A 24662-nucleotide genomic window follows, 5' to 3' on the forward strand; every position below is an offset into this window, starting at 1 on the left:
AGTTTGAACGAGTCAAGCCGCATGCGATATTGCCTTATCGATAGCATGCAAGGGTGATGCATCCTGCCGCCTCTACGGGGGCGTAACCGTAGCGTTTGTAGAGCGCAATGGCGTGTTCACTAGCAGCGTCGGTGGTAATGAGTCGCTGTCGGATGTCTTCTCGGTCAAAGTCATCAATGACACGCTTTAGAAGCGCAGAACCAATGCCCTGACGCTGGGCGTGCGGATGTACCAGAAGGTCCTGAATGTAGGCGATAGAGTGACCGTCCCCGACGGCGCGTACTAGCCCGACGAGTCGTCCCGTTCCTTCAGGCGTTGTCTCTCGTGCGGTGTAGAGATAGCGTGAGCCTTCCAGCATCGGGATGAGGCGTTCGGGCGTTTTGGTATAGGCGCTCCAGCCGACAGAATCGTAAAGCTCAGTGAGTTCTTCCACGCTGGGAAGGGGGCTGGTGGAGCCCAAAATACAGTACCGCATACAGGCATTGTATAGCGCCAAATCGGAGGAGTTAGGAAACTGCCGCCCAACACGTTGCGGGGCTTGACGCGCACATAAAAGCGGCGCATCCGACCCGTGAAGGGAAGGATGCGCCGCTTCTGTGTGTGCTCTAACGCTTAGCGGGTTTAGCCCAGTGCCTCAGCCAGCTGAATGCCCTGTGCCACGCCACCGAGGGTTGCAGCAATACGGATCAGGTCGTTGACCTGCTCCTTGGTTGCGCCCTCTTCACGCACGGTGTGCTCGTGAGCCTCAACGCAGTGGGAGCAGCCGTTGACTGCGGACACTGCCAGTGCGAACATTTCGAAGTCCATCTTCTCAATGCCGCCGTTCTTACCGATAATCTGCATGCGCAGGTTTGCACGCTGGTCATCGTATGCACCGTGCAGGAAGCCACGGGTGCGGTAGAAGATGTTGTTCATGCCCATGATGGTCGCAGCACCCAGAGCAGCCTCGTAAGCGGTGTCGCTCAGGTGCTCCTTAGCCTCTGCAGCAATCTCAACAACAACAGAGTCAACCTTGGTTGCTGCTGCGGTTGCGAGGATTGCGCCCCAGAGCTGCTGCTCGGTCAGGGAGGTGATGCGGGGCAGGGAGGACAGGTTGAGGTTCATGTCCTTCGCGTAGGAAGGCAGAGCGGAACGCAGGTTATCGATGCTCATGGATTACTTCATCTCCTTGAATGCGTCGATGGTTGCTGCACCCTTCTGCCAGTTGCATGCGCACAGCTCGTCGGACTGCAGTGCGTCCAGCTGGCGGAGCACCTCGTCGGTGTTACGGCCGACGGAATCAGCGGTAATGGAGACCGACTGGATGGTGTTGTGGGGGTCGATGATGAAGGTTGCGCGGTCTGCAACGCCGTCCTTGTTCAGGATGCCCAGTGCGCTGACCAGCTCACGCTTGAGGTCGGATGCCATGACGATGGGCAGGTCCAGGAGCTCTTCGTGGGAGCGGCGCCATGCGTAGTGGGTGTACTCGTTGTCAACGGAAACACCGACTACCTGGGTGTCGCGCGCCTCGAACTCGTCAGCGAGCTTGCCGAATGCTGCAATCTCGGTGGGGCAAACGAAGGTGAAGTCCTTCGGCCAGAAGAAGACGACGCGCCAGGTGCCTTCGTCCAGACCCTCGGAGGAGACGGTGGTGAAGTAGTCTTCGGGCTTGGTTGCTTCGATGTCAGCCAGCTTACCGGGGACAACGCCGGTGAGCTCGTATGCGGGGAACTGGTCGCCGATGGTCAGAACTGCCATGGTGTTCTTCTTTCTATTTCGTGCCGCGCTGATTCGTTGCGCGGCGCTTGTTCTAAGTGGTGCCCAATGGGCGGGCTCGATGACTATTCTATTATGAATAATTCATAATAATCAAGTGATGACGGGTGAAAATGCGAGTATTAAGTCGTGATTTGCGTCACTGAATATTCTGGGATGTTCACAAAAGCTTTTCCGACGCACAAACCCGAGGGTTTAAGCTCGAACCATGACCCCCGAACACAGCGACTTTTCTGAGCACAGCGAACACGTAGAGCCCAACCAGCCCGAACTCATTACCGAGCGCCTCACCCTCCGCCACCTGTGCGAGACGGACATCCCCGACATCGTGGAATCCTGCCGCGACGAAGAAACCCTCCGCTACACCCGCATTCCCTTGAACTACACGCGCGCTGACGCCGAGGACTACCTGCTCACCACCGCCCGCCAGATTGCCGCCGGGCAGATTCAACGCTGGGCGATTGACGCCTCCGGCGTGTTTGCCGGGACCATTGAACTGCGCCTGCCCGAGGGCACCCCCGAAAGCCCCGGAACCCGCGCCGAACTGGGCTATTATGCCGCCCCGAAAGTGCGCGGCAAGGGCTACATGACCGAGGCGCTGCGTGCCGTCCTCGGCTACGCTTTCGACCCGCTTGGCTTGGGGCTTGAGAGTGTGCGCTGGACCGCCCTGGCGGGTAACGAGCCCTCGGAACGGGTGGCGGTTAAGGCGGGTTTCACCGGCATCTACGACGATATTGACCCGAGCTCCGGCCGCCCCGACGAGAACGGCCACCCGGTGCAGCATCGGGTGCGCCGCGCCGATATGACCCGCGCCCAGTTCGCGGCGCTCTGGTCTGACTAGCTCTGGGCTAGCTAAACCGCGCTACTTTAGTCCGCGCTACCTGATGCCGAAGCCGCGGAACGAGCCGGACGGCTCCTCCCACTCGACGAGCACCTCATCCACGCGGCCCGCGGTGTCGCCGCCGCGCAGAATATCTACCAGGCGAGCGCAGGAGACGGCGGTACCTTCCGCAACGACTTTCACGCGCCCGTCGTCGAGGTTTTCGGCGTAGCCGGTCAGCCCCATGGGCTTGGCGGTTCCGGCGCACCACCAGCGGAAGCCCACGCCCTGCACTTTGCCGCTGACGAAAGCGACGAGGCGGATTTCGGCGGGCTCTGCCGGGGTGCGGTCGGTGAAGAAATCAAAGAAACCCATGGGTCCTCCCGTGGTCGTCTCGTTGAGGGTGGTCTGATGGGGGGCGCGCCAGCATTGGCGGCGCCCTGTCAGTTTCTATAGCTTCAGTCTAGTGGGTTCAGAGTGCTTCGGGGTGGCATCAGGGCGCCTGTTGCCTGGTTGCCTCGCGCACGCGTCGTGAACAGCTGAATTAGGGTAGAGCAACCGGAGCCGTGCCCACAAGGGGAGTAAGATGGGGTGATATTTATTAGCGGCAACGCTGAACACGCAGACTGTACCCGCAACGCTCATCCACTGGAGGATCATGAATTCCCGCCCCAAGAAAGAGCCCCTCGTCGGTAACCCGGCGAAGGCACCGTACAAGCCCTGGCCTGCTCTCTGGTCCCTGGTTGTTGGCTTCTTCATGATTCTGGTGGACGGCAATATTGTCACCATCGCCCTGCCGCACATGCTGCAGGATTTGGATGCGTCGCTGTCGGCGGGCATGTGGGTGACGAGCGCCTACCTGCTGGCGTATGCGGTGCCGCTGCTCATTACCGGCCGTATGGGTGACCGCTTCGGTCAGAAGAACCTGTACATGATCGGTATGGCTATTTTTACGCTCGCCTCCCTGTGGTGTGGTCTGGCACCGAACGTTGAATCGCTGATTACTGCCCGCGTGGTGCAGGGCCTGGGTGCGTCGCTGATGACCCCGCAGACCATGTCTCTGATTACGCTGATGTTCCCGCCGAATGCGCGCGGTGTTGCGATGAGTATTTGGGGTGCGACGGCGGGTGTCGCCTCGCTGGTTGGCCCGATTCTGGGCGGCGTGCTCGTGGATGCCCTGAATTGGAGCTGGATTTTCTTCGTGAACATTCCGGTGGGTTTGGTCGGTCTGTTCTTGGCGTGGCGTAACGTGCCGGTGTTTGAGCAGAAGAAGCACAGCTTCGACTGGTTGGGCGTGGTGCTTTCGGCGGTCGGTCTGTTCCTGCTAGTTTTCGGTATTCAGGAAGGTGCCACCTACGACTGGGGCACCATGACCGATTCGTTCCTGGGCACCGGTATTGCGGTGAGCGTGTGGGGTCTGATTATTGCCGGCATTCTGGTGCTGGGTCTGTTCATTGGTTGGCAGGCTATTAACCCGCGTGAGCCGCTGGTTCCGCTGAGCCTGTTCAGTGACCGTAACTTCTCCGTGTCGAATGTGGCTATCTCCGCTATGGGTGTGGTCGCTATCAGCATGGCATTCCCGCTGACCCTGTACCTGCAGCAGGTGGAGGGCCTGGACCCGACCCAGGCTGCGCTGATGACCGCCCCGATGGCGTTGTTCTCGGGCGCGTTGGCGCCGGTGGTGGGTGCGCGTCTGAACCGTAACGACCCGAAGTGGATTGCCGTGATTGGCTTTACGCTGATGGTTGTTGGTTTTGCTCTGCTCCGCCCGACGATGGTTGCGGAAGGCAACCTGTGGCTGATGGTTGGTCCGATGATTATTCTGGGTGCGGCGAACTCCTGCATTTGGGGTCCGCTGTCGGTGTCTGCGACCCGTAACCTGCCGCCGCAGCGTGCCGGTGCCGGTTCGGGCGTGTACAACGAGACCCGCCAGATGGCGTCGGTGCTGGGTTCGGCTGCGATTACGACGATTATGGCTTCTGCGATTACCTCGCACCTGTCCGCGTTGGGTCCGGCTGCCGCAGCGGGCGGTAGCTCTCACGGCAGCGCTGCTGGAGGCGTGCTTCCGCAGGTCCTGCGTGAACCCTACGCGGCGGCAATGGCTGATTCCATGATGCTGCCCCTGGTTGCCGCGGCGGTGGGCGCGGTCGTGTGCCTGTTCTATGCCTCCAAGAAGACCTCCGAGGCGAAGGCTGCCGCGCAGAACGCTGGGGTGGAGACCACCAAGTAGAAGGCTTATCAGAGCGCTTTTACGGCATAAGCGGTGCATAACCTGAGATATGGTGCTATACCGGAGAAAATCTATATGCACTCTGTGTATGATGAAGCGGGTTATTGTTGCCCTGAGGTGTTGAAACCTCGTGAGAGCGCAATAACCCGCTGTAGAAGGACATCTTCGTGGAGATGGATTACATGCCCGGCCTGCTCGCTAGCGAGGATGAGCTGGACCGTATCACCGAATCCTTCGCCCAGCTTCCCCTGCGCAACCCCAACAGCACCACCGGCATCAACATCCACCTGGAGAAAGAGAGATGGCTAAAATCCCCACCTTGAGTTTGGTATTTTTGCCATTGTCTTCCTTGATTTGTTCAAGATCTTGAGCCAAAATCCTCACTTCCTCTTTCTAAAATCTAGTTTTTAAAAAAAATAGGCTATCTACCAGAAGTAGATAGCCTATTTTTTATGAGATGCTTGGGTGCTTACGCTTTCAATTTGTCAAACTTTGCTTTGACATTCGCCTTGAATTCTTCAAGCTTAGCCTTGCGTTCGGCTTTACGTTCAGCCTTCATCTGTGCACGCGCCTGGTTGTAGAGGTCTTCTTGGACTTGCAGAGCTGCTTCGATTTCGGCTACGACGGTTGCTACATCCCAACGCACGATTTGGGTGTCGTACTTGGTGAAGTAAGCATCGATGACTGCTTCGTTGTCTTCTTGCACCAAGGCAACAACGGCTGTTTCACCGTTAGTCAATTTTTGAGAAACAACGTCAATCAGGCCAGCTTCTGCCGTATCAACGGTAGCACCAGCAACCAAACCATTGAGGCTACCAATACCATAACCAAACAAGACGCCGATAGGACCACCCAAAAGCCCGATAACTGCACCGAGCAAGCCACCTTTTAGGGTTGCATCCGTCGTTGAATCTTCAAAATCATAGCGTTCTTTTTCAACGATATGACCGTTTTCATTTTTGACCAGGGCGATTTGAGCAACCTTGGTCGTCTGAGTTTGGCGGAAAGCCTTCAAATCCGCAAAGGACTGATAAGCTTCGCTTTCGGTGTTAAAGACTGAAATTACTAGGTTTTCCATAGTTGGTACCTCGTTCCTAAAGACTATATATACATTGTAATACAGTTCTCTTTTTTTGGGAACTACTTTTTGCGACAATTTACCTCGGCGGCAGCCGATAGGCTGAGCCCGAAAGCAAAGGGGCCCGGCATCCAATATGGATGCCGGGCCCCTGGTGTTTTAAATTCGCTGTCTTAGCGGCTCATGCCCCTTAGCGGGTAATGGTCGCCGAAGCAGTCAGACCAGAAATGTCCTGGTAAGCTACGCCTCGGCGGGCTCGTCCGGGGTTTTGTCGGCGAAGAGATCGAAGAATCCCACGGGAACCTCTTGCAGTTGCTCTAAAAATACATGGTACTTTAGGATACTGAGCGATGCGGCACCAACCTTGCGTGAGAGAAAAACACGCCCCAAACCCGTGAAGAGGCTCGGGACGCGTCCGCACTCAGCCGGGGCGGGTGCATCCGGCAAACCCTAGCGCAGCTTATTGCTGTTAGGCGCCGATGCGAGAGCCTGAGCTATCGGGGTGGGCCCGCCAATAAACGGGAGCGCCTTCCCAACCGTGGACGGGTCCTCAAGAACCGCCGCCAGCACCTGGGCAACGGTGGCCCGCGGAGTATTAGATTCGGCGCCGGGCGTGTGGGCGGGCTCAATCCCCAGAGTAATGCCGCCTGCCTCCTCAAGGGTGAGCGTCCCCGGCCCCAGAATCGTGTAATCCAGCCCCGAGCCGCGCAGGTGCTCATCGGCGATCGTCTTCGACTCGGCGTAGGCGTAAAAACTGTCATCAGGGTCGATGCCGTGCCCGGAACCCGCGCCCAGGTACGATACCATCACGTACCGTTTAATACCGGCCAGCCGCGCCGCATCCATCGACCGGATCGCAGCGTCACGGTCAATCGCATAGGTGCGTTCGGGGCCACCTACACCGCCCGCACCCGCGGACCACACCAGCACTTCTGTATGTAAATCCTTGAAGAGCTTCGCCATCTCCTCGGTGCTCAACGCGGTAATGTCAGCGACCACAGGGTTCGCCCCGCGCGTGACAATATCCTCTGACTGCTCCGGCCTGCGAATAAGCGCATTGACCGCATGCCCGCGCTCCACCAGCAGCGGCTCGGCCAGAAGAGCAACCTTGCCGTGCCCGCCAATGATCGTAACGTTAGCCATCGTATCCTCCTGTATGTTGAAAAATACTTGTATATCCAGAATAGGCTTGCTGTGCCGCAACGTCTATGGTTTTTCTTATGCTTCCCGAGAACGACAGATACCCGCATTCCCTGTGCTGATGCGCTCAAACAGCACCGCATGATGAGAATTCTCGTGCGGGGCTCAAGACGGCGTTATGATGAAGTGCTAGGTTTTTATTGCCCGGCGGCACCGATGACGTGAACGACAAGCCGAACTACCTGAGCGTCATGAACTATTGCTACCAGCTGAGGGTCTGGTTCCCGCGAAGGACTAGCCTCTAGCAGCTACCGGCGGTGCCCGATAGTCCAAGCCTTAAACACGGCGAGGGGCCCGGCATCCAGTATGGATGCCGGGCCCCTCTCTGCTTGCTGTGGCGTTAGCGGCTGATGGTTGCCGAAGCGCGCAAACCAGCCAGGTCCTGGAAGGTGTACTCGCCGCCTTCGGTCAGCTGCATTGCGACGTTACCGCTGGTGATCTGAGCGGTGGTGGTCAGGGTGTAGCTGGAGGTCACCTCGGTGAAGTACACCGGAACCAGCGAAGCCAGCACCTGTGCGTAGCTCACGCCGTCCTTCGCGGTGGCTTCCAGGTAGTCGGAGGTGCGGATGTCCAGTACGCCGGTCCAGACGTTGTCCTCGATGGTCGGCTCGTAGAACTTCGCGGTGTATGCGATGCCGTTGAACGCCGCCACGGCGGGGTTGTTGGTCTTCGCGCCACCCTCGCTCTTAGCGAGTGCCGGGATTTCAACGTCGTTATCGACGTCCCACAGCAGCGGGTCGGTGACGTCCTCGGCGGTGGGGAAAGTGAACTCGAAGGTCACCTGCAGGTGCGCATGAGGGTACAGCCAGGAGCTACCCTGGAACTCGCCCTTGGAGTTGATGGGTGCGGAAATCCACAGGCCCGCGCCACCGTACAGGCCGGCGCCGACGCTACCGCCGGGGGTGAAGGTGCCGCCGCCGCTGCTCTGCGGGGTGGTGGAGGTTGCGGTGATGTTGGGTACCTGCACAGTGTAGGAGTCCAGGCCGTAGCGGGTATTAAAGTCGTTGGAGGGGTTCGAGTTGAACGCCTGGGTGAAGACACCGAACTTCATGGTCGGGGTTTCCTGCGCATCGGTGGATGCCGCGTAGGCGGGTACCGCCGCTGCGGTTGCGATGACGGGGGTGCTCCACGCGGCACCCTTGATGAGGGCGCGGCGGTTCAGACCGTTAGTGGTGTTCGAGGAAGAAGTCATGGAATCTCTCTTGTCATTAAGAATGTGGTGATGCATGTGATTTGAATTACTGATACTCTAATGTAATTCAGCTCATCTTCAAAATTATCTCAACTATTACCTCAATGTATGAACATTACGGCACCCAGCTCACCTAGCGCGTGAAACGGGAGCATCATGGAAACCGTGGAGAACGTCCTCCCGGCAAGCTCCACCGAAACACCACCGGTCACCACACACTAAGGAACACAACATGGCATTTCTGAAGAGCGCACGCGTCACGCTTGCCTCCCTCGCAGTGCTCTGCCTGGGCACTATCGCAGCCCCCGCAGCAAACGCCTACAGCCCCGACATTGACGGCGACGGCATCCCCAATACCTGGGAAATGAAGGGCTATGACGCCGACGGCGACGGCAAAATCGATGTCGACTTCCCCGCACTGGGCGCAGACCCCAAGCACAAGGACATCTTCGTCGAGATGGACTACATGGCAGGCCTGCTGCCCAGCGAAGACGAGCTGGACCGCATCACCAAGATTTACGCCGACCTGCCCCTGCGCAACCCCGACGGCACCCACGGCGTGAACATCCACCTGGACGCCGGTGACGCCCGCAGCGCCAAGTATAACCTCGGCGGCGGCAACGAAATCAGCTACCAGGCACTCGACAGCGAGTTCAAGGCACTCCACCGCATCAAGGCGACCGAAGGTAAGTTCAACCCCGCCCGCGAAGGCACCTTCCACTACGTCATCTGGGGCGATTACTACGACAACAGCACCTCCTCCGGCATTGCTAACTTCGGCGGCCGCAACCTCATGGTCACCGTCGGCCCGCACTTCTGGGGCAAGGCAAGCAGCGACATCCGCGTGGCAGTGTTCGTGCACGAGCTCGGCCACAACCTCGCACTGAGTCACGGTGGCTGGGACGAAATCAACTACAAGCCCAACTACTACAGCGTCATGAACTACCAGTACACCCTCACCGGCGTGCCCATGGCTGACGGTAGCCGCTACTTCGGCTACTCCACCGCCGAGTACCGCATGCTCAACGAGGCGAAGCTGTACGAGGCGCGTGGCTTCGGTCCCCGCGCGGCTGGCTTCCTGTACAAGGGCAAGCCCGCCAACCAGCCGATTGACTTCAACGGCAACGGCAAGATCGACACCGAGCCGGTCTCGGTGGATCTGAACGGTGACGGCATGATCACGAACCTGGGCGCGGCAAACGATGTGAAGATGATTCGCTTCCAGGCGACCGAGCACCCCGAGAAGGACAAAGGCCCCGAGCATATTGAACCGAGCGGCATTACCGCCGAACACGCTCGTTCGCTGGGCCTGATTAAGTAGGCTGACTAGGCGGCACGCCGCCGGTTGAGAGCCGTGTCAGCTCAATAAAATGGCATAGCAAAAGGTGCGGATACCGAATCATCATTCGGTATCCGCACCTTTACTCTATGTAGCTTTTAGCTCAGCTCAGCTCTCAGCTCAGCATAACGTGCAGCTCAGCAACAGAGCCTAGACAGCCTCGCTCACGCGGCCAGTATCCACCAGCACCTGCGCGATGTGGCCCAGCGCCTCCTCATTCTGCAGCGAAGAAACATCGCCCAAAGAACGGCCCTGGTACAGCTCACCGAGCAGACGGCGAGTAATCTTACCCGAACGGGTCTTCGGGATATCGGCAACCGCCACAACGTCCTTCGGCTTAGCAATCGGGCCAATGTGCTCACGCACGTGTGCGGTCAGCGCCGCTTTCAGCTCATCCTCAGTCAGGTCCTTACCCTCATCGGTGAGCGTTACGTAGGCGACCGCCTGGTGACCGGTCAGCTCATCCTCCACGGGGCAGACACCAGCCTCAACCACAGCCGGGTGAGTCACCAGAGCCGACTCAATCTCAATCGTGGACAGACGGTGACCCGAAATGTTAATCACGTCGTCGATACGGCCGAGGATGTACACGTTACCCTCTTCGTCTTCCTTCGCGCCGTCGCCAGCGAGGAACCAGCCGCGCTCGCCGTAGTGACGCCAGTAGGAATCCAGGTAACGCTGCGGGTTCTGCCACACGGTACGAGCCATGGACGGGCCAATCTTATCGACCACGATGAAGCCCTGCTTGCCAGGTTCGACCGGGTCGCCGTGCTCATCCACCACGCGGGTGGACACGCCGGGAACGGCGCGGGTAGCGCAACCGGGCAGGGGAGTGCAGTGCGGGGTACCCTCCGGGTAGGTGCCCTCGGGTGCGAATGCGGGGTCGTGCGGGCGCGGGGAGCACACGGTCGAACCGGTCTCCGACTGCCACCAGGTGTCGATGAACGCCGCGGTGCCGCCGCCCACGTGCTGACGCAGCCAGCGCCACGCCTCCGGGTTGATGGATTCACCCACCGAACCGAGCAGGCGCACGGTCGAGAAATCGTACTTGCCGGGCTCCGGGCCGTTCGGGAACGCACCCATGAGAGAACGAATCAGGGTCGGTGCGGTGTAGTAGTTGGTCACGCCGTAGCGCTCAATAACCTCAAAGTGACGGCCGTAGTGCGGGGTGTTCGGGGTACCTTCGTAAATCACCTCGGACACGCCGTTAACCAGCGGACCGTAAATTTCGTAGGTGTGCGCGGTCACCCAGGCGAGGTCGGCGGTGCACCAGTGAACGGTGGACTCTACCTTCTCGGGGTCGTTGACGGCGGACAGCTCGTCGGGGCGCAGCACGCCGTTCTCGTCCACGTAATCCGGCAGCAGATCGTAGAGCAGCGCGTGAGTGTACGCGGTCTGCACCAGGTAGCCGCCCATCGTGTGCACCAGGCCCTTGGGCTTACCGGTCGTGCCGGAGGTGTAAATAATGAACAGCGGATCTTCTGCGTCGTGCAGTTCGTAGGCGTGGGTATCCGGCTGATTGTCCACCAGGTCGTGGTACCAGACGTCGCGGCCCTCAGTCCACGGCACGGCCGCGTGTGCAACCGGGTCGGAGGCGCTGGTGCGATCCACCACGATGACGTGCTCGATGTTGTTCTCACCGGAGCATGCCTCGTCGGCGTTGACCTTCACGGGAACGACCTTGCCGCGGCGGTTCTGGCCGTCGGTGGTGATGAGGACCTTCGCGCCGGTGTCTTCCACACGGAACTTCAGCGCCTCGGCGGAGAAGCCACCGAAAACGAGGGAGTGAATCGCGCCAATACGCGCGCAGGCGAGGGTGAAAATAATGGTTTCGGGGATGACGGGCAGGTAGATGACCACGCGGTCACCCTTGCGCACGCCCAGAGACAGCAGACCGTTCGCTGCCTTCGCAATACGACGCTGCAGTTCGGCGTAGGTGATTGCCTCACGGTCGCCGGGTTCACCTTCAAAGTAGAGGGCTACCTTGTCGCCGCGGCCCGCCTCCACGTGGCGGTCCACGCAGTTGTAGGCGACGTTCAGCTTACCGCCCTCGAACCACTTAATTTCGGGGATGCTGAACTGTTCGATGCCTTCCTCGTCGAAGCCGAGAGACTTCGGCTTCTCGAAGCGGTGCGCGGTGTGCCAGGGCTCAGCCCAGGTGAGTCGCTGCGCCTGCTTCTCCCAGAACGCGACGCGCGCCTCGTCAGATTCGAGGGCGGGGTTCGGGGTGGGGTTCAGCGGGTCGGTGAACGAGTAGGGGGTGGGCAGTCCCATTATTCTCCCATCGGTTGCTGGCATTAGCACCCTTGCTCGCCGTGCCGCTGTCTGTGTGACCGTGGGGTCTGTGTGTGCGTTGGCGAGGGGGTTGCTGCGACGTCACGGAGCCAGGTCTCTCGGTCGCTCTGGATGGTTTGCCTTCTTAGTAAAGCGCGCTCCGGGCCAGGACGCAAAGGGGACCGTCATATTCGGCATGCTGTGTATCGGTTCGTAATATTCCGAAATATTTAAAGACCCCGCCCCGCGCTCACTACTGTGGGGCGCGGGGCGGGGCACATCATCATCATTCAGTAGGCGACAGGTTTCCCCGCCGACTTCTTTCTCCGGCGCGTAGCGATGATTAGCTCACCTTTGGGGAGCAACCACGCGGCGGACATCTCTCCTAAAACTCAGCGCGTGCTGAGTGTTGCGTTTAGCTGTGGTGCTAATTGCTGGTGGCGTTAGTTGCTGGGGTACTTCGCCTTCACCCAGCGCTCGAAAACACCCACCAAGGCGTCGGTAATCTTACCGAGCACCGCCAGCGCCACAATAGCCAGCAGCAGGCGGTCGGTGCGGCCGTTGTTCTGCGAGTCGGTCAGCAGGTAACCCAGACCCATGGATGCACCCAGCAGCTCAGCGGCGACCAGGAACAGCCACGCCTGAGCCAGCGCCAGACGCAGACCCGAGACCACCGACGGCAGAACCGCGGGAAGCTGAACCGTGGTGAACAGGCGCAGACCCTTCAGACCGAAGGCGCGTGCCGCCTCCACAAGCTTGGGGTCAACGTGCGCCAGAGCCGCAGAAACCGTGGTGTACACCGGGAAGAACGCACCAATAGCAACCAGGGTCACCTTGGAATTCTCGCCGATACCGATCCACAGCAGAAGCAGCGGAACCCACGCCAGGGACGGCACGGCACGTAGCGCACCAATGGTCGGTGCGGCAATCAGACGCACCGGCGCAGACAAGCCAATCAGCGCACCAAGCACCAGGCCGAGCACGGCACCAATACCGAAACCAATCAGCACACGCTGAGTAGAAATCGCCACGTGGCGGCCCAACTCGCCGCGCTGTGCCAGCTCAACACCGGCGCTGACCACACGGTCGGGGGAGGGCAGCTGAACCTGGGTGAACACGCCGTTCGTGCTCAGAATGTACCAGAGGGCAATCAGCGCCAGGGGAAGAATCAGGCCCAGGTACTGCTTACCGGCGAACGGGTTCGACGGCAGCTTCACGGAAGAGACACGCTTCTCGGCACGCTCAGCGCGAGCGCTGGAGGCGGCGGTAATCGTTGCGGCGGTCATTACTTCTCAACCACCTTTGCGATCTTCTCAACGGCTGCGCTGTCAGCCTTCTTTGCGAACTGGTCGTCCACAATGCTGTTCAGTGCCTTGTCCACGTCGGACTGGGAAGGAACGTCGCCGGACTCCACCAGGATCGGGCCGACACCCTTCAGAACCTCAACCTGCTTAGCGCCCGGAACCGGGTCGATATCCAGGTGGGTGCGCTCCATGACGACCTGGGCGGTCTCGTGCTTAATGCCGGACTCCTCCTCGACAATCTTCACGGCCTCTTCGGGGTTCTTCTTAGCCCAGGCGCGAGCGTACTCGTACACGTCCACGATGGTCTGTGCGGCGGTCGGGTTGGACTGAATGAACTTCTCGGTCGCGTTCAGGAAGCCGTAGGTGTTGAAGTCCAGGTTGCGGTAGAAGAGCACGTCGCCGCTCTCCACCTCGGCGGCAGCCATGATCGGGTCCAGGCCGCTCCACGCGTTGACCTGGCCGTTGTCCAGGGCGGTGCGACCGTCGGCGTGCTGCAGGTTCTGAATGGTCAGATCCGAAGCAGAAATACCCTCCTGCTTCAGAGCCTGCAGGAGCAGGAAGTACGGGTCGGTACCCTTGGTCACGGCAACGGTCTTGCCCTTCAGGTCCGCAACCTTGGTGATGCCCGAATCCTTGCGGGTTACCAGAGCCGACCACTCGGGCTGAGAGTACAGGCTGATGACCTTGATGGGGGAGCCGTTAGCGCGTGCCAGCAGAGCCGCCGAACCGGCGGTCGAGCCGACATCAATATTGCCGCTACGCAGCGCCTCATTCGCCTTGTTCGAGCCGGCCGACTTGACCCACTCAACCTTCTTACCCTCGGCGGCGAGGGCGGTCTCAAGCCAACCCTTCTTGCGGATAATCAGGGACAGCGGGTTGTAGGTCGCGTAGTCAATGGTCACGGTGTTCTTGTCGCCACCACCGGCAGCACCGGAGGCGCTAGCGGAACCGGAACCTTCACCGGCGCAGGCGCTGAGCAGAGTAGCAAAAGCGGCGGCTGCGGCAAGGGACTTAAGGGCGGTACGGCGAGACGGGGAGTAAGTCATGATGGAATCTTTTCGCTTCTGAAGATGATGATGTGATGTGTAAGAAATGCGTTTCGTGGCGGCTTTAGGCGTTATCTTCCACGCCGAGCTCAGCCAACAGTTCGCTACGCAGCGCCGTGATCTCTGCATCGGCGCGGTCACGCGGGTGAGAACGGTCAACGGTCACGATGCGCTGGATGGTGGCGGGCGCCTCCGGGGTGTCCTTACCGAGGACAATCACCCGGTCAGAGAGGTACAGCGCCTCTTCCACATCGTGGGTGACCAGCAGAATCGTGGTCGGGTCTTGACGGTGCACGTCCAACAGCAAATCCTGCATGTTGATGCGGGTCAGCGCATCCAGAGCACCGAAGGGCTCGTCGAGCAGCAGCACGCCGGGGTTGCGTGCGAGCGCTCGTGCCAGGGACACGCGCTGAGCCATACCGCCTGAAATTTCCTTGGGACGGTGGGTTGCGTATTCGCCCAGGCCGACCAGGTCGAGCAGGCTCGCTACGGATGCTGCGCCTTCAGATTTTTTGGTGCCCTGCGGCAGTCCGAGCGCCACGTTGTCGGCGACGGTGCGCCAGGGGAGCAGGCGCGGTTCCTGAAAGCCGATAGCTACGCGGGGGTCGAGGCCGGTCACTGCCTTCTCGCCGATACGCACGGTACCTGCGGTGATGCGGTTCAGGCCTGCCGCTGCACGCAGGAGGGTGGATTTGCCGCATCCGGAGGAGCCGATGACGGAGATAATCTCGCCGGGGGCTGCGGTGAAGGAGACTCCGCGAAGAACTTCGTGGGTTCCGCCGGGCACGGGGAAAGATTGTCCGACGTCTTCAAAGCTCAAGGGGACGGCGGCGGTGGATACGGCACGGCGGCCGTTCTTTTCACTGGTGGGTACGTCAGTTACTGCACTGTTGAGTGTCATGTCACTTCCATCGTTCCTGGCGTTAGCACCGGGGGCGGAAGAATCCGTGCCGGTTGCTGCGACGTCGTGGAGCCAGGTCTCTCAGTCGCTCTGGATGGTTTGCTTCTCCCACCCTATGGGCTGTGGTGTGCCTCAATCAACCCTGCGGGCGCGTATGAATTTCTATGACCGTATATTTCGCATTTATCACGAAATATTTCGGTTCTACGTCACAAAAAGATTTTTTCGTCACAAACGTGACCTCCCTCCCGCGCGCCCCGTACACTCAAACCACGAGATCATGAGTCCCGGCGCTAAGCTCTGGCTAGCCGGGCGGCAACCCTCTCCCGTAGCGGGGTGCCCCAGATGATGATCTGGCCTCAACGAAATGAGGCAAGTACGGCGCGAACGCGCCACCTGCACGAAGGCCACCACCGAACGCAGAAGGCATCAGGAGGCGGCGCGCGGGGTGCAGGGTACAAACCCGATCGTCCCCGATCATTCGCGAAAGGAAAATCGATGGCTGAGCAGAAGAAGCGCATCGTAGTTAACGCATTCGAGATGACCTGCATCGGTCACCAGAGCTTCGACCTCTGGCGTCACCCGCGCTCCCGCGCAACCGAGTACAACACCATCAAGTACTGGACTGACCTGGCTAAGACCCTTGAGCGCGGCCTGTTCGACGCCGTGTTCATCGCTGACGTGGTCGGCATCTACGACGTGTACAAGAACTCTGCCGCTCCCGCCATTGAGGGTGCCGCTCAGGTTCCCGTGAATGACCCCGCAACCCAGATTTCTGCAATGGCTGCAGTGACCGAGCACCTCGGCTTCGGTGTGACTGCTGCCGCTACTTTCGAGCAGCCCTACACCCTGGCTCGCCGCTACGCCTCCCTCGACCACCTCACTGAGGGCCGCGTCGGCTTCAACGTGGTGACTTCTTACCTGCCTTCGGCTGCTGAGAACCAGGGCCTGCCCACCCAGATTCCGCACGACGAGCGTTACGAGATCGCTGACGAGTTCCTGGATGTCTGCTACAAGCTGTGGGAAGGCTCCTGGGAAGATGGCGCAGTCGTCAAGGACCGCGAGCGCGGCATCTACGCTGACCCCTCGAAGGTCCACCCGATTGGCCACAAGGGCAAGTACTTCTCCGTGCCCGGTATCTCCCTGACCGAGCCGAGCCCGCAGCGCACCCCCGTGATTTTCCAGGCTGGCGCATCCAGCCGCGGCCAGAAGTTCTCCGGCAAGCACGCTGAGGCTGTGTTCATTAGCGCCCTGCGCCCGGACCTGACCCGCGTCGTGACCGACCGTATTCGTGCCGCTGCCGAGGAGCAGGGCCGTAGCCGCGACGACGTGAAGATTCTCGCAATGCTCTCGGTCATCGTGGATGAGACTGAAGAGAAGGCAAAGGCAAAGTACGAGGAGTACAAGAAGTACGTGAACCTCGAATCTGCACAGGCTATTATCGGCGGTTGGTCCGGCGTTGACCTGTCCCAGTTCGACGAGGACGAGGTTCTGAACTACGTGCAGACCGAGTCGATTCAGTCCTTCCTGACCCCCTTCACCCTGCAGGCGAAGGACAAGAAGTGGACCCGTAAGGACATCGCTGAGCACACCACCATCGGTGGCATGGGCGAGGTCATTGTTGGTGACCCGGTTCAGGTTGCTGACGAGCTGGAGCGCTGGATTGACGAGGGTGGTCTGGACGGCATCAACCTGGCGTACCACGTCTCCCCGGGCTCCTTCGAGGACTTCATCGAGTACGTTGTTCCCGAGCTGCAGAAGCGTGGCCGCTACCGCACCGAGTACGAGGGCAACACCCTGCGTGAGAACATCTTCGGTAAGGGCCACACTAAGGTTGCTGACTCCCACCCGGCTGCTAAGTACCGCGGCGCATACGTGGGTAAGCCTTCGGCTGCTGACACCCCGGCTCGCGCGATCGCTGAATAAGCGTTGCCGCTGAAGCGTGCCGTGTAGGTTCGCTCAAACTTAACGATTGAAAACAAGAACGCCCGTTCTGCTGGAGGATTTGTATCCCCGGCGGAGCGGGCGTTTCTTTGCGCTGTGCTTTCTTGACGTGGCCCGTTCTTTATACTGGGTGGCATGACTGAACTGAACCAGGTTGAACTTAACCACGATGACCGCTGCCCCTGCTCGAGCGGCGAGGTGTACGGCGCCTGCTGCGGCAGGTTCCTGGGCGAGTTTGCCGCCTCCGGCACGTTGACCGCTCCCGCGCCGGAGCAGCTGATGCGCTCGCGTTTTACCGCGTTTGCGACCGGGGATGCGGCGTACCTGCTGGCGAGCTGGCATCCGAGTACTCGCCCGGCCGCCTTGGAGTTGGAGGATGATATCCGCTGGTATCGCCTGGATATTCTGGGTGCTTCGGGTGGCCCGTTTGATGCGTCCGGTACGGTGGAGTTCGTTGCGTATTACCGTTCGGTGCCGGGTGTCCCTGCGGAGGAGCGGGTGAAGGGCAGCATGCATGAGCTGTCGCGCTTTGAGAAGGTGGGCGGCACCTGGTTCTACGTGGATGGCGACGTCCGCTAACTCTAGCTCTCGCCCCCCTGTCTCGTGCAGGGTGCGAGCACATAAAGAAATGGCAGAATCATTCCGAAACCGGAATGATTCTGCCATTCTTCGTTTTCGCTAGCTTCTGTCTTTTAGAAGCTTTTCAAAGTCAATCTGAGATATCAGCCAGACCAAGCCAAGAGGCACGCTCTGCCCCAATAGCAGGAATCAAAATAGGGGATGCGGTCATGACTAAGACGCTTTCCTGAAAACAGAATCTTGAAGAATGCGTTCTGCCTCAGCGGAACTTCGCGGATCCCCCAAATCTAGAAGATCTACCGCCACATGCAGGGGCAGAATATGGGGCGGCTCATCGCATTCACGCAAGATAACATTCGCTGAATCTGCAGAAGCCGGAACCAGATTGTACAGAAAAATGATGTTCTCTAAATCTTGGCGCGAGATATATGCATCAACCATTGAGCCGTATACCTGCGAAATATCGCTACTAATGCCGGTCAGCGACAACGCAGGGTCTTCCAAAATTGCAGGAATTTCAGCGGGAGGAGCCAACAGGTGATGCACTTTCAACCCGCGGCGGGCTCGGTATCGCTCAACAGACGCAGGTCCTTGCATCTGAATTGCTGAGGCGCGTTCTTTCGCCCTGCGGCGTTCCTCAGCAGATAGAACAGATGACTGCCCGTCACAGTAGCGAGCCAAAGCGTTGAATGCTTCAAAAGAAATAGGGCGGCCAGCATTACTGCGGTGTGCTGCGGGGATGGCGTCGACAACCCAGCGGCTCCCCAATTTACGACCTTGGAGCATTCCGCGTTCTAGGCGGGCGCGTACGCTTCGCTCTGAAACCTTAGCTTCTTGAGCATACTCTTGAACGGACATCATGGCAGAATCATACCGGAAACGGAATGATTCTGCCATGATTTTTCCTTGCACCCAGGCGCGATAAGGAACATGTAAGAGCGAATCAGATACACAAAAGGCAGGCCCTTCGGCAGCTTGAAAACTTACGTTCTCAGCTACCTCAGGAACCTGCCCTCAGCAAATATGTGCTCCGTTGGACTTAGTGGGTCCAGCCGTTAATGATGCCCATACCGAAGTAAATCACGAACACCGCGGAGACCAGGTACATCAGCCAGTGCACATCCTTGCCGCGGCCCTGCACCAGGCGAATGAAGGTGTAGGACACGAAACCGGCGCCAATACCGTTCGCAATCGAGTACGACAGCGGCATGAAAATAATGGTCAGGAACGCCGGGATGCCCAGACCCCAGTCAGTCCAGTCAATGTTCACGGCCTGGCGGATCATCAGGAAGCCGACCACAACCAGTGCGGGGGCAACCGCCTCGAAGGGAACGATGGTGACCAGGGGCGAGATGAAAATCGCCAGCAGGAACAGCACACCGGTCACAATGTTCGCGAAACCGGTGCGTGCGCCCGCACCAATACCGGTAGCGGACTCCACGAAAATCTGGTTCGCCGAACCGGACGCGCCACCACCAACAACGGAACCGAAAGCGTCCACGAGCAGGACCTTGTCGATGTCCTCAACCTTGCCGTCCTTCATGGTGCCAGCCTCGGCGGCAAGACCCACCGAAACGCCCATCGCGTCGAAGAATACGGACAGCAGAATGGTGAACACCAGCAGCGACGCAGCCAGCGGGCCGATGTGGGTGAACGCGCCGAACAGGTCAGCGGAACCGATGAGGGAGAAGTTCGGGGTGGTGAACTTCATGTCATCCAGGGAGGGCACGTTCAGCGACCAGCCGGTTGCCGCCTTCTGCACGGAACCGGAGGGGACAACCGCCTCCAGAATCAGAGACAGCGCGGTGGAGGCGAGCACGCCCCACAGAATCGCGCCCTTCACGTTGCGGATGAACAGGGCGATGGTCAGGAACAGGCCGAAGAGGAAGACGAGGGTGGGCCAGCCGAGCAGGTGACCGCCCGCGCCGAGGCTCACCGGAACGGTGGAGCCTGCAGCGTCGGGCATGCGGCGGATAATGCCGGAGTCGACCAGACCGATAAAGGAAATGAAGAAGCCGATACCGACCACAATCGCGGTCTTGAGCGACTCGGGGACCGCTTCAAACACCGCGGTGCGGAAGCCGGTCAGCACCAGAACGGTCATGATCAGACCGGCAAGAACGACCAGACCCATGATGTCTGCCCAGGTCAGGTTCGGGGTGGTGGCAATGGTGGAGGCGAGCAGCGCGTTCACTCCCAGGCCAGCCGCCATGGCGAAGGGCTGCTTAGCGATAACACCCATGAGGATGGTCATCACGCCGGCAACCAGCGCGGTCACAGCCGCGACGGGTGCGATACCGAGGGTGCGTTCGGATGCGTCAGCACCGGTACCGATGACGAGGGGGTTCAGCACCACGATGTAGCTCATGGCGAAGAATGCGGCGAGGCCGCCGCGGAATTCTGCGGCGATGGAGGAGCCGCGTTCGGAAATCTTGAAGTAGCGGTCGAGTGCGCTGGTGGGCGCTGCCGCCTTCTGGGGTTCAGACATGTGAGGATCCGTTGATGTTGTTCGGTGTGTACTGTCGCGCCGCCGGTTTCACGGGTGAAAGCCATGCCGGGCGCCACAATGGTTCAACCATTGTAGGCGCCGCCGCTTGGCTTGTGCCGTTGAAACGCGTTGTGTGCGGCGGTTCAGTCGGTGATGTGGTGTTTCCCCGCCCTAGCCAAATAACCAGAATCGGCAACCGAGGCAAGGAAAGAATAGCGCAGGGCGGGGTACCGGCAACCCGAAGGTGCCGGTACCCCGCCCTGATGGTGCCCGCTCCTCCACGTGGGAGGGTGAGGCACCCGATGTATTTAGTGCATCCAGCCGGTAATCAGGCCGTTAGCGAAGAAGATGAGGAATACTGCGGAAACCACGTACATGAGCCAGTGCACGTCCTTGCCGCGACCCTGCACCAGGCGGATGAAGACGTAGGAGATGAAGCCTGCGCCGATACCGTCCGCGATGGAGTAGGAGAGGGGCATGAAGATGATGGTCATGAATGCGGGGATACCCAGACCCCAGTCGTTCCAGTCAATGTTCACTGCCTGGCGGATCATCAGGAAGCCAACGAACACCATTGCGGGTGCAACAGCTTCGAAGGGCACGACGGTAACCAGCGGGGACAGGAAGATTGCGACGAGGAACAGTGCGCCGGTGACGATGTTCGCGAAGCCGGTGCGTGCGCCCGCGCCGATACCGGTTGCGGATTCCACAAAGATCTGGCTTGCGGAGGAGGAGGTGCCACCGCCGGCTACGGAGCCGAGGGCGTCCACGAGCAGGACCTTGTCGACGTTCTCAATCTGGCCGTCCTTGATGGTGCCTGCTTCGGTTGCGAGACCGACGGAGGTGCCCATTGCGTCGAAGAACGCGGAGATGAGGATGGTGAAGATCAGCAGAACGGCTGCCATGCCGCCGAGGGTGCCGAAGGCACCGAACAGGTCAGCGGAGCCAAACAGGGAGAAGTTGGGCAGCTTGCTGGTGTTGGAGTCCCAGACGGGGACGTTCAGGGACCAGCCGGTCGGGGACTGAAGCGAGCTGCCGGAGGGCACGACCTTCTCCAGGATGATGGAGAGGGCGGTGGAGGCGAGCACGCCGTAGAGGATTGCACCCTTCACGTTGCGGATGAACAGCGCAATGGTGAGGAACAGGCCGAAGAGGAAGACGAGGGTGGGCCAGCCGAGCAGGTGGCCGCTCACGCCGAAGGAGACGGGCACGGTGGTGCCTGCTGCGTCGGGCATACGGCGGATGATACCTGCGTTGACGAGGCCGATGAACGCAATGAAGAAGCCGATACCGACGACGATTGCGACCTTGAGCGATTCGGGAACCGCGTTGAACACTGCGGTGCGGAAGCCGGTCAGCACGAGGATGGTCATCAGCACACCAGCCCATACGACGAGACCCATGATGGCGGGCCAGGTCAGTCCGGGGGTGGAGGCGATGGTGGTTGCCAGTAGCGCGTTCACGCCGAGGCCTGCCGCCATGGCGAAGGGCTGCTTGGCGATGACGCCCATGAGGATGGTCATGACGCCTGCGACCAGTGCGGTCATTGCTGCGACCTGCGGTACGCCGAGCGCGTTGCCGGATGCGTCCTTGCCGAGGCCGATGATGAGGGGGTTCAGCACGACGATGTAGCTCATCGCGAAGAAGGTGGCGAGGCCGCCGCGGAATTCGGCGGCGATGGTGGAGCCTCGCTCAGTGATTTTGAAGTAACGGTCCAGTGCGCCCTTGGCTTCTGCCTTGGGGGTCTGGGGAGCCGCGGTGTTCTCAGAAGACATTCGTGAAAATCCGTAGATACTCATAGTCGGGGCGGGCGCCGGGGTTCCGAGCCCGCATAAAAAAGTGCCACTTCCCGGTGTGTTGGGGAGGTGACACTGTTGTTACCGAAATATTCTACGGTTAAAGTTTCTCTAAGCGTTAATCCAGGAAACTCCCAGCTTTCGTTCAGGAAGCCTGATTAAGGCAGGGTAAAAACTCTAAAATCCGCTGACTAGTAAAAAAATATATGTTTTAAATCTAAATATTCTGAAAAACTATATTATTTTCTTCACTGTAGTGCTAGTATTGTTACCACACACAGGACGGAAGAGCAAAATATATTTCCTGCAAAGGGGAAAGTTCTACCGAAAGGTAAGACTATGAAAGTCATGAAATCACTCGCTGTGCTCGCCATGTCGGGGGCACTCGCAACTGGTGTTGGGGCAGCCGCCCTGGCCGGTACTCAGAAGCCGCATGAGGGCGGCGATTGGAATTATGGGGTTGAGTGGGTCGGTAACCGTGCCTTCTCTGATTATCACCATAACGATCGTTGTCATGGTTCTACTGTTACTACTGTGGTCGGGACTGTCCGCTCCGTAGATACTCGTGCTGGTGAAACTTCTCGGGCATCGAAATGGACCTGGGGAAATTTGTTCTTGTACCATCACCCTTCCTATCACTACCGTGTCTGCTAAACCTGTAGGCACATAAACGGATACGTGGGCGGGCGCTGTAAAAGCGTCCGCCCACTGTACAAAATTACGTCAGTTACCGGAGTTCAACGATGAAAAATGCTCTGAGAGTGTGCGCAGTATTGTGCACGGTTCTGACCTTTCTGCTGGGTAGCGCCCTCATCTCTGTCCTGGAGACGCAGGCTCCTCTGGGTACCAATGCACAGGTACAGCTTTCTCTGCGTTCTTCGCAGCAGTCTAAGTCTGAGCTGATTCAGAACTTTGATACCTTGGTGGATCGCTACGCTGCCGATGGTGCCCAGCTACTCAAGGTGGTCGCCGACCCCGAAGATTTCTGGCACGGAAAATCCATCTACGTTTTTGGGGCAAATTCACTGAGCTCTGACGGTGAAACTATCGATTGGTTCGACCCGGATAAGCACGGGAAAAAATATCCATCACGAGCACTCGGGGATTCTTCGCTTGACGGCCAATACGCGCTAGCGGGTAGCCAAGAATTTGTGCGTGCTTTTGAAAACCTTGCCCGTGAACAAGGCATGGATGTTAAAGTTACCTCCGTTAACCCGGTGCGTGTTGTCTACGGGGCTGTTACTTCTTCGGGCTCTTTGACGAGCCTTATCTGCCTGGCTGTGCTCTTCTGTACCGCAATCATGGGGTGGTTGTCGGTCCGTTCGCGAACTCAGAATATTCTGCTTCTAAACGGATACTCCCCGCGTCGTCTGCAGCTAAGGGATGCACAAGATCTCCTGCTCCTGGCGCTACCTCCTGCAGCGGTAACAGCATTGTGCATGGGATGCGTAGAGGGGTTCGTGTACGGTGTGGCGCATCTTCCTCAACTGATGGGGGTTACAGCGCTAATCTTTGCCGTGTTTACCGTTCTCATGCTGGTTGCTCTACTGCTTATCAACCTCATGACTTGGCCAAGCATTAATGCTGTGGGACGTAGGGAACCGGCGTATCGACGTTTTACAGTTCCGAGTGCAATCGCTAAGTATGCTGTGGTGGTTTTAGTGGCGTGCACTATTCCGGGTCTGGTCTCAAGTGCTCAAGTGAGTTTGGGTAGGAGCGATTCGGCGGCTGGCTGGTCTCTTCTTTCTGACCAGTACACCTTACGAGTGAACGTGCCTGAATCGACGATACGGGATGAACAGGCGCTCGCCTCCTACGACCAGGCCACAGTGCGTGCTTTAGGTTCTCTTGAATCACGGAACGGTGTCCTCTTGTCCTATGCGTTGGAAAACGTTAAGGGTTTGGAGGGTAGCGAATACGATGGCGCCCTTATGGTGAACCGCGCCTATGTGGACCTTCTTCAGCAACGTCTTGGCTTGTCGTTCAAGAACGTTGAGGATAGCAACTTCCCTGGATCTCAGTCTTTGCGTGCAGAGTATTCTTTCCACCAGAAGGACCGGGAGGATCGCGGATTTACTCTGCTCACTGTGGAGGATAAAACCAACTCGTCGGGGGTAAAGGTGCCTGCTTTGAGCTCTCAGGATTCACGGCTTCTGAACTATAAAAAGCCTGTTCTTGTGGTAACCGAATCGGCGACGCAGAATCTACAACCTTCCTTTATTTCTGCGGCCTTGACTACCGGTAACGTCATGGTCTCTCAGCCTGCGTCTGTACGGGCTGCCTACAACGCTGAGGAAATTGGGCAGACCCTACTTTCTGTGGACCGCGCGGGAGAGGAACACCTTTACATCGCGCAGCTGGAACGTAACCAGTATGTTGCGCATCTAGTGGGCCTAGCAATTCTCTGTGCGGCACTCATTATTGGCACAGCAATTAATACGTACATTACCCTTGCGGCTCGTGCTCGTAATGATTTTGTTTTACGTACTGCTGGTCTGCCTCTCAGAACAATTTTTAGTGGGTACCTTCTGAAGGAAACCTGCATTGTGTGCCTTTGCTCTGCTGCTGGGTTGGTACTTCTTCTGGTGCAGGGAGCAGAGTACGCCTTTTCAGCGATGGCGGCACCGCTGTTGTACGGCACTATTCTGGCGCTGGTGCTGAGACTGAGTTTTAACCGTATCTTCACCGCGACGGTTCACCGTCGTCACGTATAGGA

General features: G+C 59.0%; 21 protein-coding genes, 1 pseudogene and 2 riboswitches. Of the genes and pseudogenes, 8 read left to right on the forward strand and 14 right to left on the reverse strand.

Annotated features, from left to right (window positions below; genetic code table 11):
- Positions 1–34 precede the first annotated feature (34 nt).
- From HMPREF2971_RS05245 to HMPREF2971_RS05255, 3 genes are all read right to left on the reverse strand, one after another.
- Positions 35–460, reverse strand: coding sequence for a GNAT family N-acetyltransferase (locus HMPREF2971_RS05245; protein WP_246825054.1), 426 nt, complete (start codon positions 458–460; stop codon positions 35–37).
- A gap of 161 nt (positions 461–621) precedes the next feature.
- Positions 622–1152: an alkylhydroperoxidase, AhpD family gene (locus HMPREF2971_RS05250; RefSeq protein ID WP_049340203.1), complete on the reverse strand. Its 531-nt coding sequence runs from the start codon at positions 1150–1152 to the stop codon at positions 622–624.
- Between the two features lie 3 nt (positions 1153–1155).
- Positions 1156–1737 carry a peroxiredoxin gene (locus tag HMPREF2971_RS05255; protein ID WP_070541753.1) on the reverse strand — a complete coding sequence of 194 codons (582 nt, stop codon included), beginning with the start codon at positions 1735–1737 and terminating at the stop codon, positions 1156–1158.
- A 226-nt stretch (positions 1738–1963) separates the two neighbouring features.
- Between HMPREF2971_RS05255 and HMPREF2971_RS05260 the strand changes: the two genes are divergently transcribed.
- Entirely contained in the window at positions 1964–2596 is a 633-nt protein-coding gene (locus HMPREF2971_RS05260) for a GNAT family N-acetyltransferase (RefSeq protein WP_070691770.1), read from the forward strand.
- Between the two features lie 36 nt (positions 2597–2632).
- Here HMPREF2971_RS05260 and HMPREF2971_RS05265 read toward each other — a convergent pair whose 3' ends face one another.
- On the reverse strand, positions 2633–2950 hold the full coding sequence (locus HMPREF2971_RS05265; protein WP_049334014.1) for an acylphosphatase: 318 nt from the start codon (positions 2948–2950) through the stop codon (positions 2633–2635).
- Between the two features lie 283 nt (positions 2951–3233).
- On the opposite strand from HMPREF2971_RS05265, the gene HMPREF2971_RS05270 reads away from it, so the two are divergent.
- Positions 3234–4805 (forward strand): DHA2 family efflux MFS transporter permease subunit, encoded by a 1572-nt coding sequence (locus HMPREF2971_RS05270; protein WP_070599200.1) that lies wholly within the window; start codon positions 3234–3236, stop codon positions 4803–4805.
- Between the two features lie 155 nt (positions 4806–4960).
- A pseudogene (locus HMPREF2971_RS05275) lies at positions 4961–5098 on the forward strand (C4-dicarboxylate ABC transporter substrate-binding protein); the annotation flags it as partial.
- 176 nt (positions 5099–5274) lie between these two features.
- Here HMPREF2971_RS05275 and HMPREF2971_RS05280 read toward each other — a convergent pair.
- The 3 genes from HMPREF2971_RS05280 to HMPREF2971_RS05290 form a co-directional block, all read right to left on the reverse strand.
- Complete coding sequence (locus tag HMPREF2971_RS05280) at positions 5275–5883, reverse strand: DUF1269 domain-containing protein (RefSeq protein ID WP_044150839.1); 609 nt, start codon at positions 5881–5883, stop codon at positions 5275–5277.
- A gap of 450 nt (positions 5884–6333) precedes the next feature.
- Positions 6334–7026, reverse strand: a complete 693-nt coding sequence (locus HMPREF2971_RS05285) for an SDR family oxidoreductase (RefSeq protein ID WP_044151027.1) — start codon at positions 7024–7026, stop codon at positions 6334–6336.
- Between the two features lie 397 nt (positions 7027–7423).
- A complete protein-coding gene (locus tag HMPREF2971_RS05290) occupies positions 7424–8275 on the reverse strand; it encodes a transcriptional initiation protein Tat (RefSeq protein WP_070691772.1) in 852 nt (283 codons plus the stop codon).
- Between the two features lie 232 nt (positions 8276–8507).
- Here HMPREF2971_RS05290 and HMPREF2971_RS05295 point away from each other — a divergent pair, with 232 nt between their 5' ends.
- A complete protein-coding gene (locus tag HMPREF2971_RS05295; protein ID WP_070691774.1) occupies positions 8508–9596 on the forward strand; it encodes a zinc metalloprotease in 1089 nt (362 codons plus the stop codon).
- A 168-nt stretch (positions 9597–9764) separates the two neighbouring features.
- On the opposite strand, the gene HMPREF2971_RS05300 is transcribed toward HMPREF2971_RS05295, so the two are convergent.
- The 4 genes from HMPREF2971_RS05300 to HMPREF2971_RS05315 all read right to left on the reverse strand — a co-directional run bounded on the left by HMPREF2971_RS05300 (position 9765) and on the right by HMPREF2971_RS05315 (position 15139).
- Complete coding sequence (locus HMPREF2971_RS05300; protein ID WP_070691776.1) at positions 9765–11888, reverse strand: AMP-binding protein; 2124 nt, start codon at positions 11886–11888, stop codon at positions 9765–9767.
- 443 nt (positions 11889–12331) lie between these two features.
- Positions 12332–13174: an ABC transporter permease gene (locus HMPREF2971_RS05305; RefSeq protein ID WP_049350468.1), complete on the reverse strand. Its 843-nt coding sequence runs from the start codon at positions 13172–13174 to the stop codon at positions 12332–12334.
- Entirely contained in the window at positions 13174–14238 is a 1065-nt protein-coding gene (locus HMPREF2971_RS05310; RefSeq protein ID WP_070691778.1) for an aliphatic sulfonate ABC transporter substrate-binding protein, read from the reverse strand. The genes HMPREF2971_RS05305 and HMPREF2971_RS05310 overlap by 1 nt, the downstream gene beginning before the upstream one ends.
- 64 nt (positions 14239–14302) lie before the next feature.
- A complete protein-coding gene (locus tag HMPREF2971_RS05315) occupies positions 14303–15139 on the reverse strand; it encodes an ABC transporter ATP-binding protein (protein WP_049353440.1) in 837 nt (278 codons plus the stop codon).
- Positions 15140–15143: 4 nt separating this feature from the next.
- Positions 15144–15240: riboswitch (SAM riboswitch) on the reverse strand.
- A gap of 175 nt (positions 15241–15415) precedes the next feature.
- A riboswitch (SAM riboswitch) is annotated at positions 15416–15524 on the forward strand.
- Positions 15525–15637: 113 nt separating this feature from the next.
- On the opposite strand from HMPREF2971_RS05315, the gene HMPREF2971_RS05320 reads away from it, so the two are divergent.
- Together HMPREF2971_RS05320 and HMPREF2971_RS05325 are read left to right on the forward strand one after the other, a co-directional pair.
- The gene (locus HMPREF2971_RS05320; protein WP_049353439.1) at positions 15638–17065 is read left to right on the forward strand and encodes an LLM class flavin-dependent oxidoreductase; all 1428 of its coding nucleotides are present in this window, start codon (positions 15638–15640) and stop codon (positions 17063–17065) included.
- 153 nt (positions 17066–17218) lie between these two features.
- The gene (locus tag HMPREF2971_RS05325) at positions 17219–17662 is read left to right on the forward strand and encodes a YchJ family protein (protein ID WP_070691781.1); all 444 of its coding nucleotides are present in this window, start codon (positions 17219–17221) and stop codon (positions 17660–17662) included.
- Positions 17663–17875: 213 nt separating this feature from the next.
- Here the strand turns inward: HMPREF2971_RS05325 and HMPREF2971_RS05330 are convergent, their stop codons facing one another.
- The 3 genes from HMPREF2971_RS05330 to HMPREF2971_RS05340 form a co-directional block, all read right to left on the reverse strand.
- Entirely contained in the window at positions 17876–18559 is a 684-nt protein-coding gene (locus tag HMPREF2971_RS05330) for a hypothetical protein (protein ID WP_070691783.1), read from the reverse strand.
- Between the two features lie 142 nt (positions 18560–18701).
- Positions 18702–20150, reverse strand: coding sequence for an NCS2 family permease (locus HMPREF2971_RS05335; protein WP_070691785.1), 1449 nt, complete (start codon positions 20148–20150; stop codon positions 18702–18704).
- Between the two features lie 308 nt (positions 20151–20458).
- A complete protein-coding gene (locus HMPREF2971_RS05340) occupies positions 20459–21925 on the reverse strand; it encodes an NCS2 family permease (RefSeq protein ID WP_070691787.1) in 1467 nt (488 codons plus the stop codon).
- Positions 21926–22294: 369 nt separating this feature from the next.
- Here HMPREF2971_RS05340 and HMPREF2971_RS09465 point away from each other — a divergent pair, with 369 nt between their 5' ends.
- Together HMPREF2971_RS09465 and HMPREF2971_RS05345 are read left to right on the forward strand one after the other, a co-directional pair.
- The gene (locus HMPREF2971_RS09465) at positions 22295–22600 is read left to right on the forward strand and encodes a lactococcin 972 family bacteriocin (protein ID WP_105361135.1); all 306 of its coding nucleotides are present in this window, start codon (positions 22295–22297) and stop codon (positions 22598–22600) included.
- Positions 22601–22689: 89 nt separating this feature from the next.
- Positions 22690–24660 (forward strand): hypothetical protein, encoded by a 1971-nt coding sequence (locus HMPREF2971_RS05345; protein WP_070691789.1) that lies wholly within the window; start codon positions 22690–22692, stop codon positions 24658–24660.
- Positions 24661–24662 lie beyond the last annotated feature (2 nt).

Source organism: Rothia sp. HMSC066G07 (assembly GCF_001814485.1).
Taxonomy (GTDB): Bacteria; Actinomycetota; Actinomycetes; order Actinomycetales; family Micrococcaceae; genus Rothia.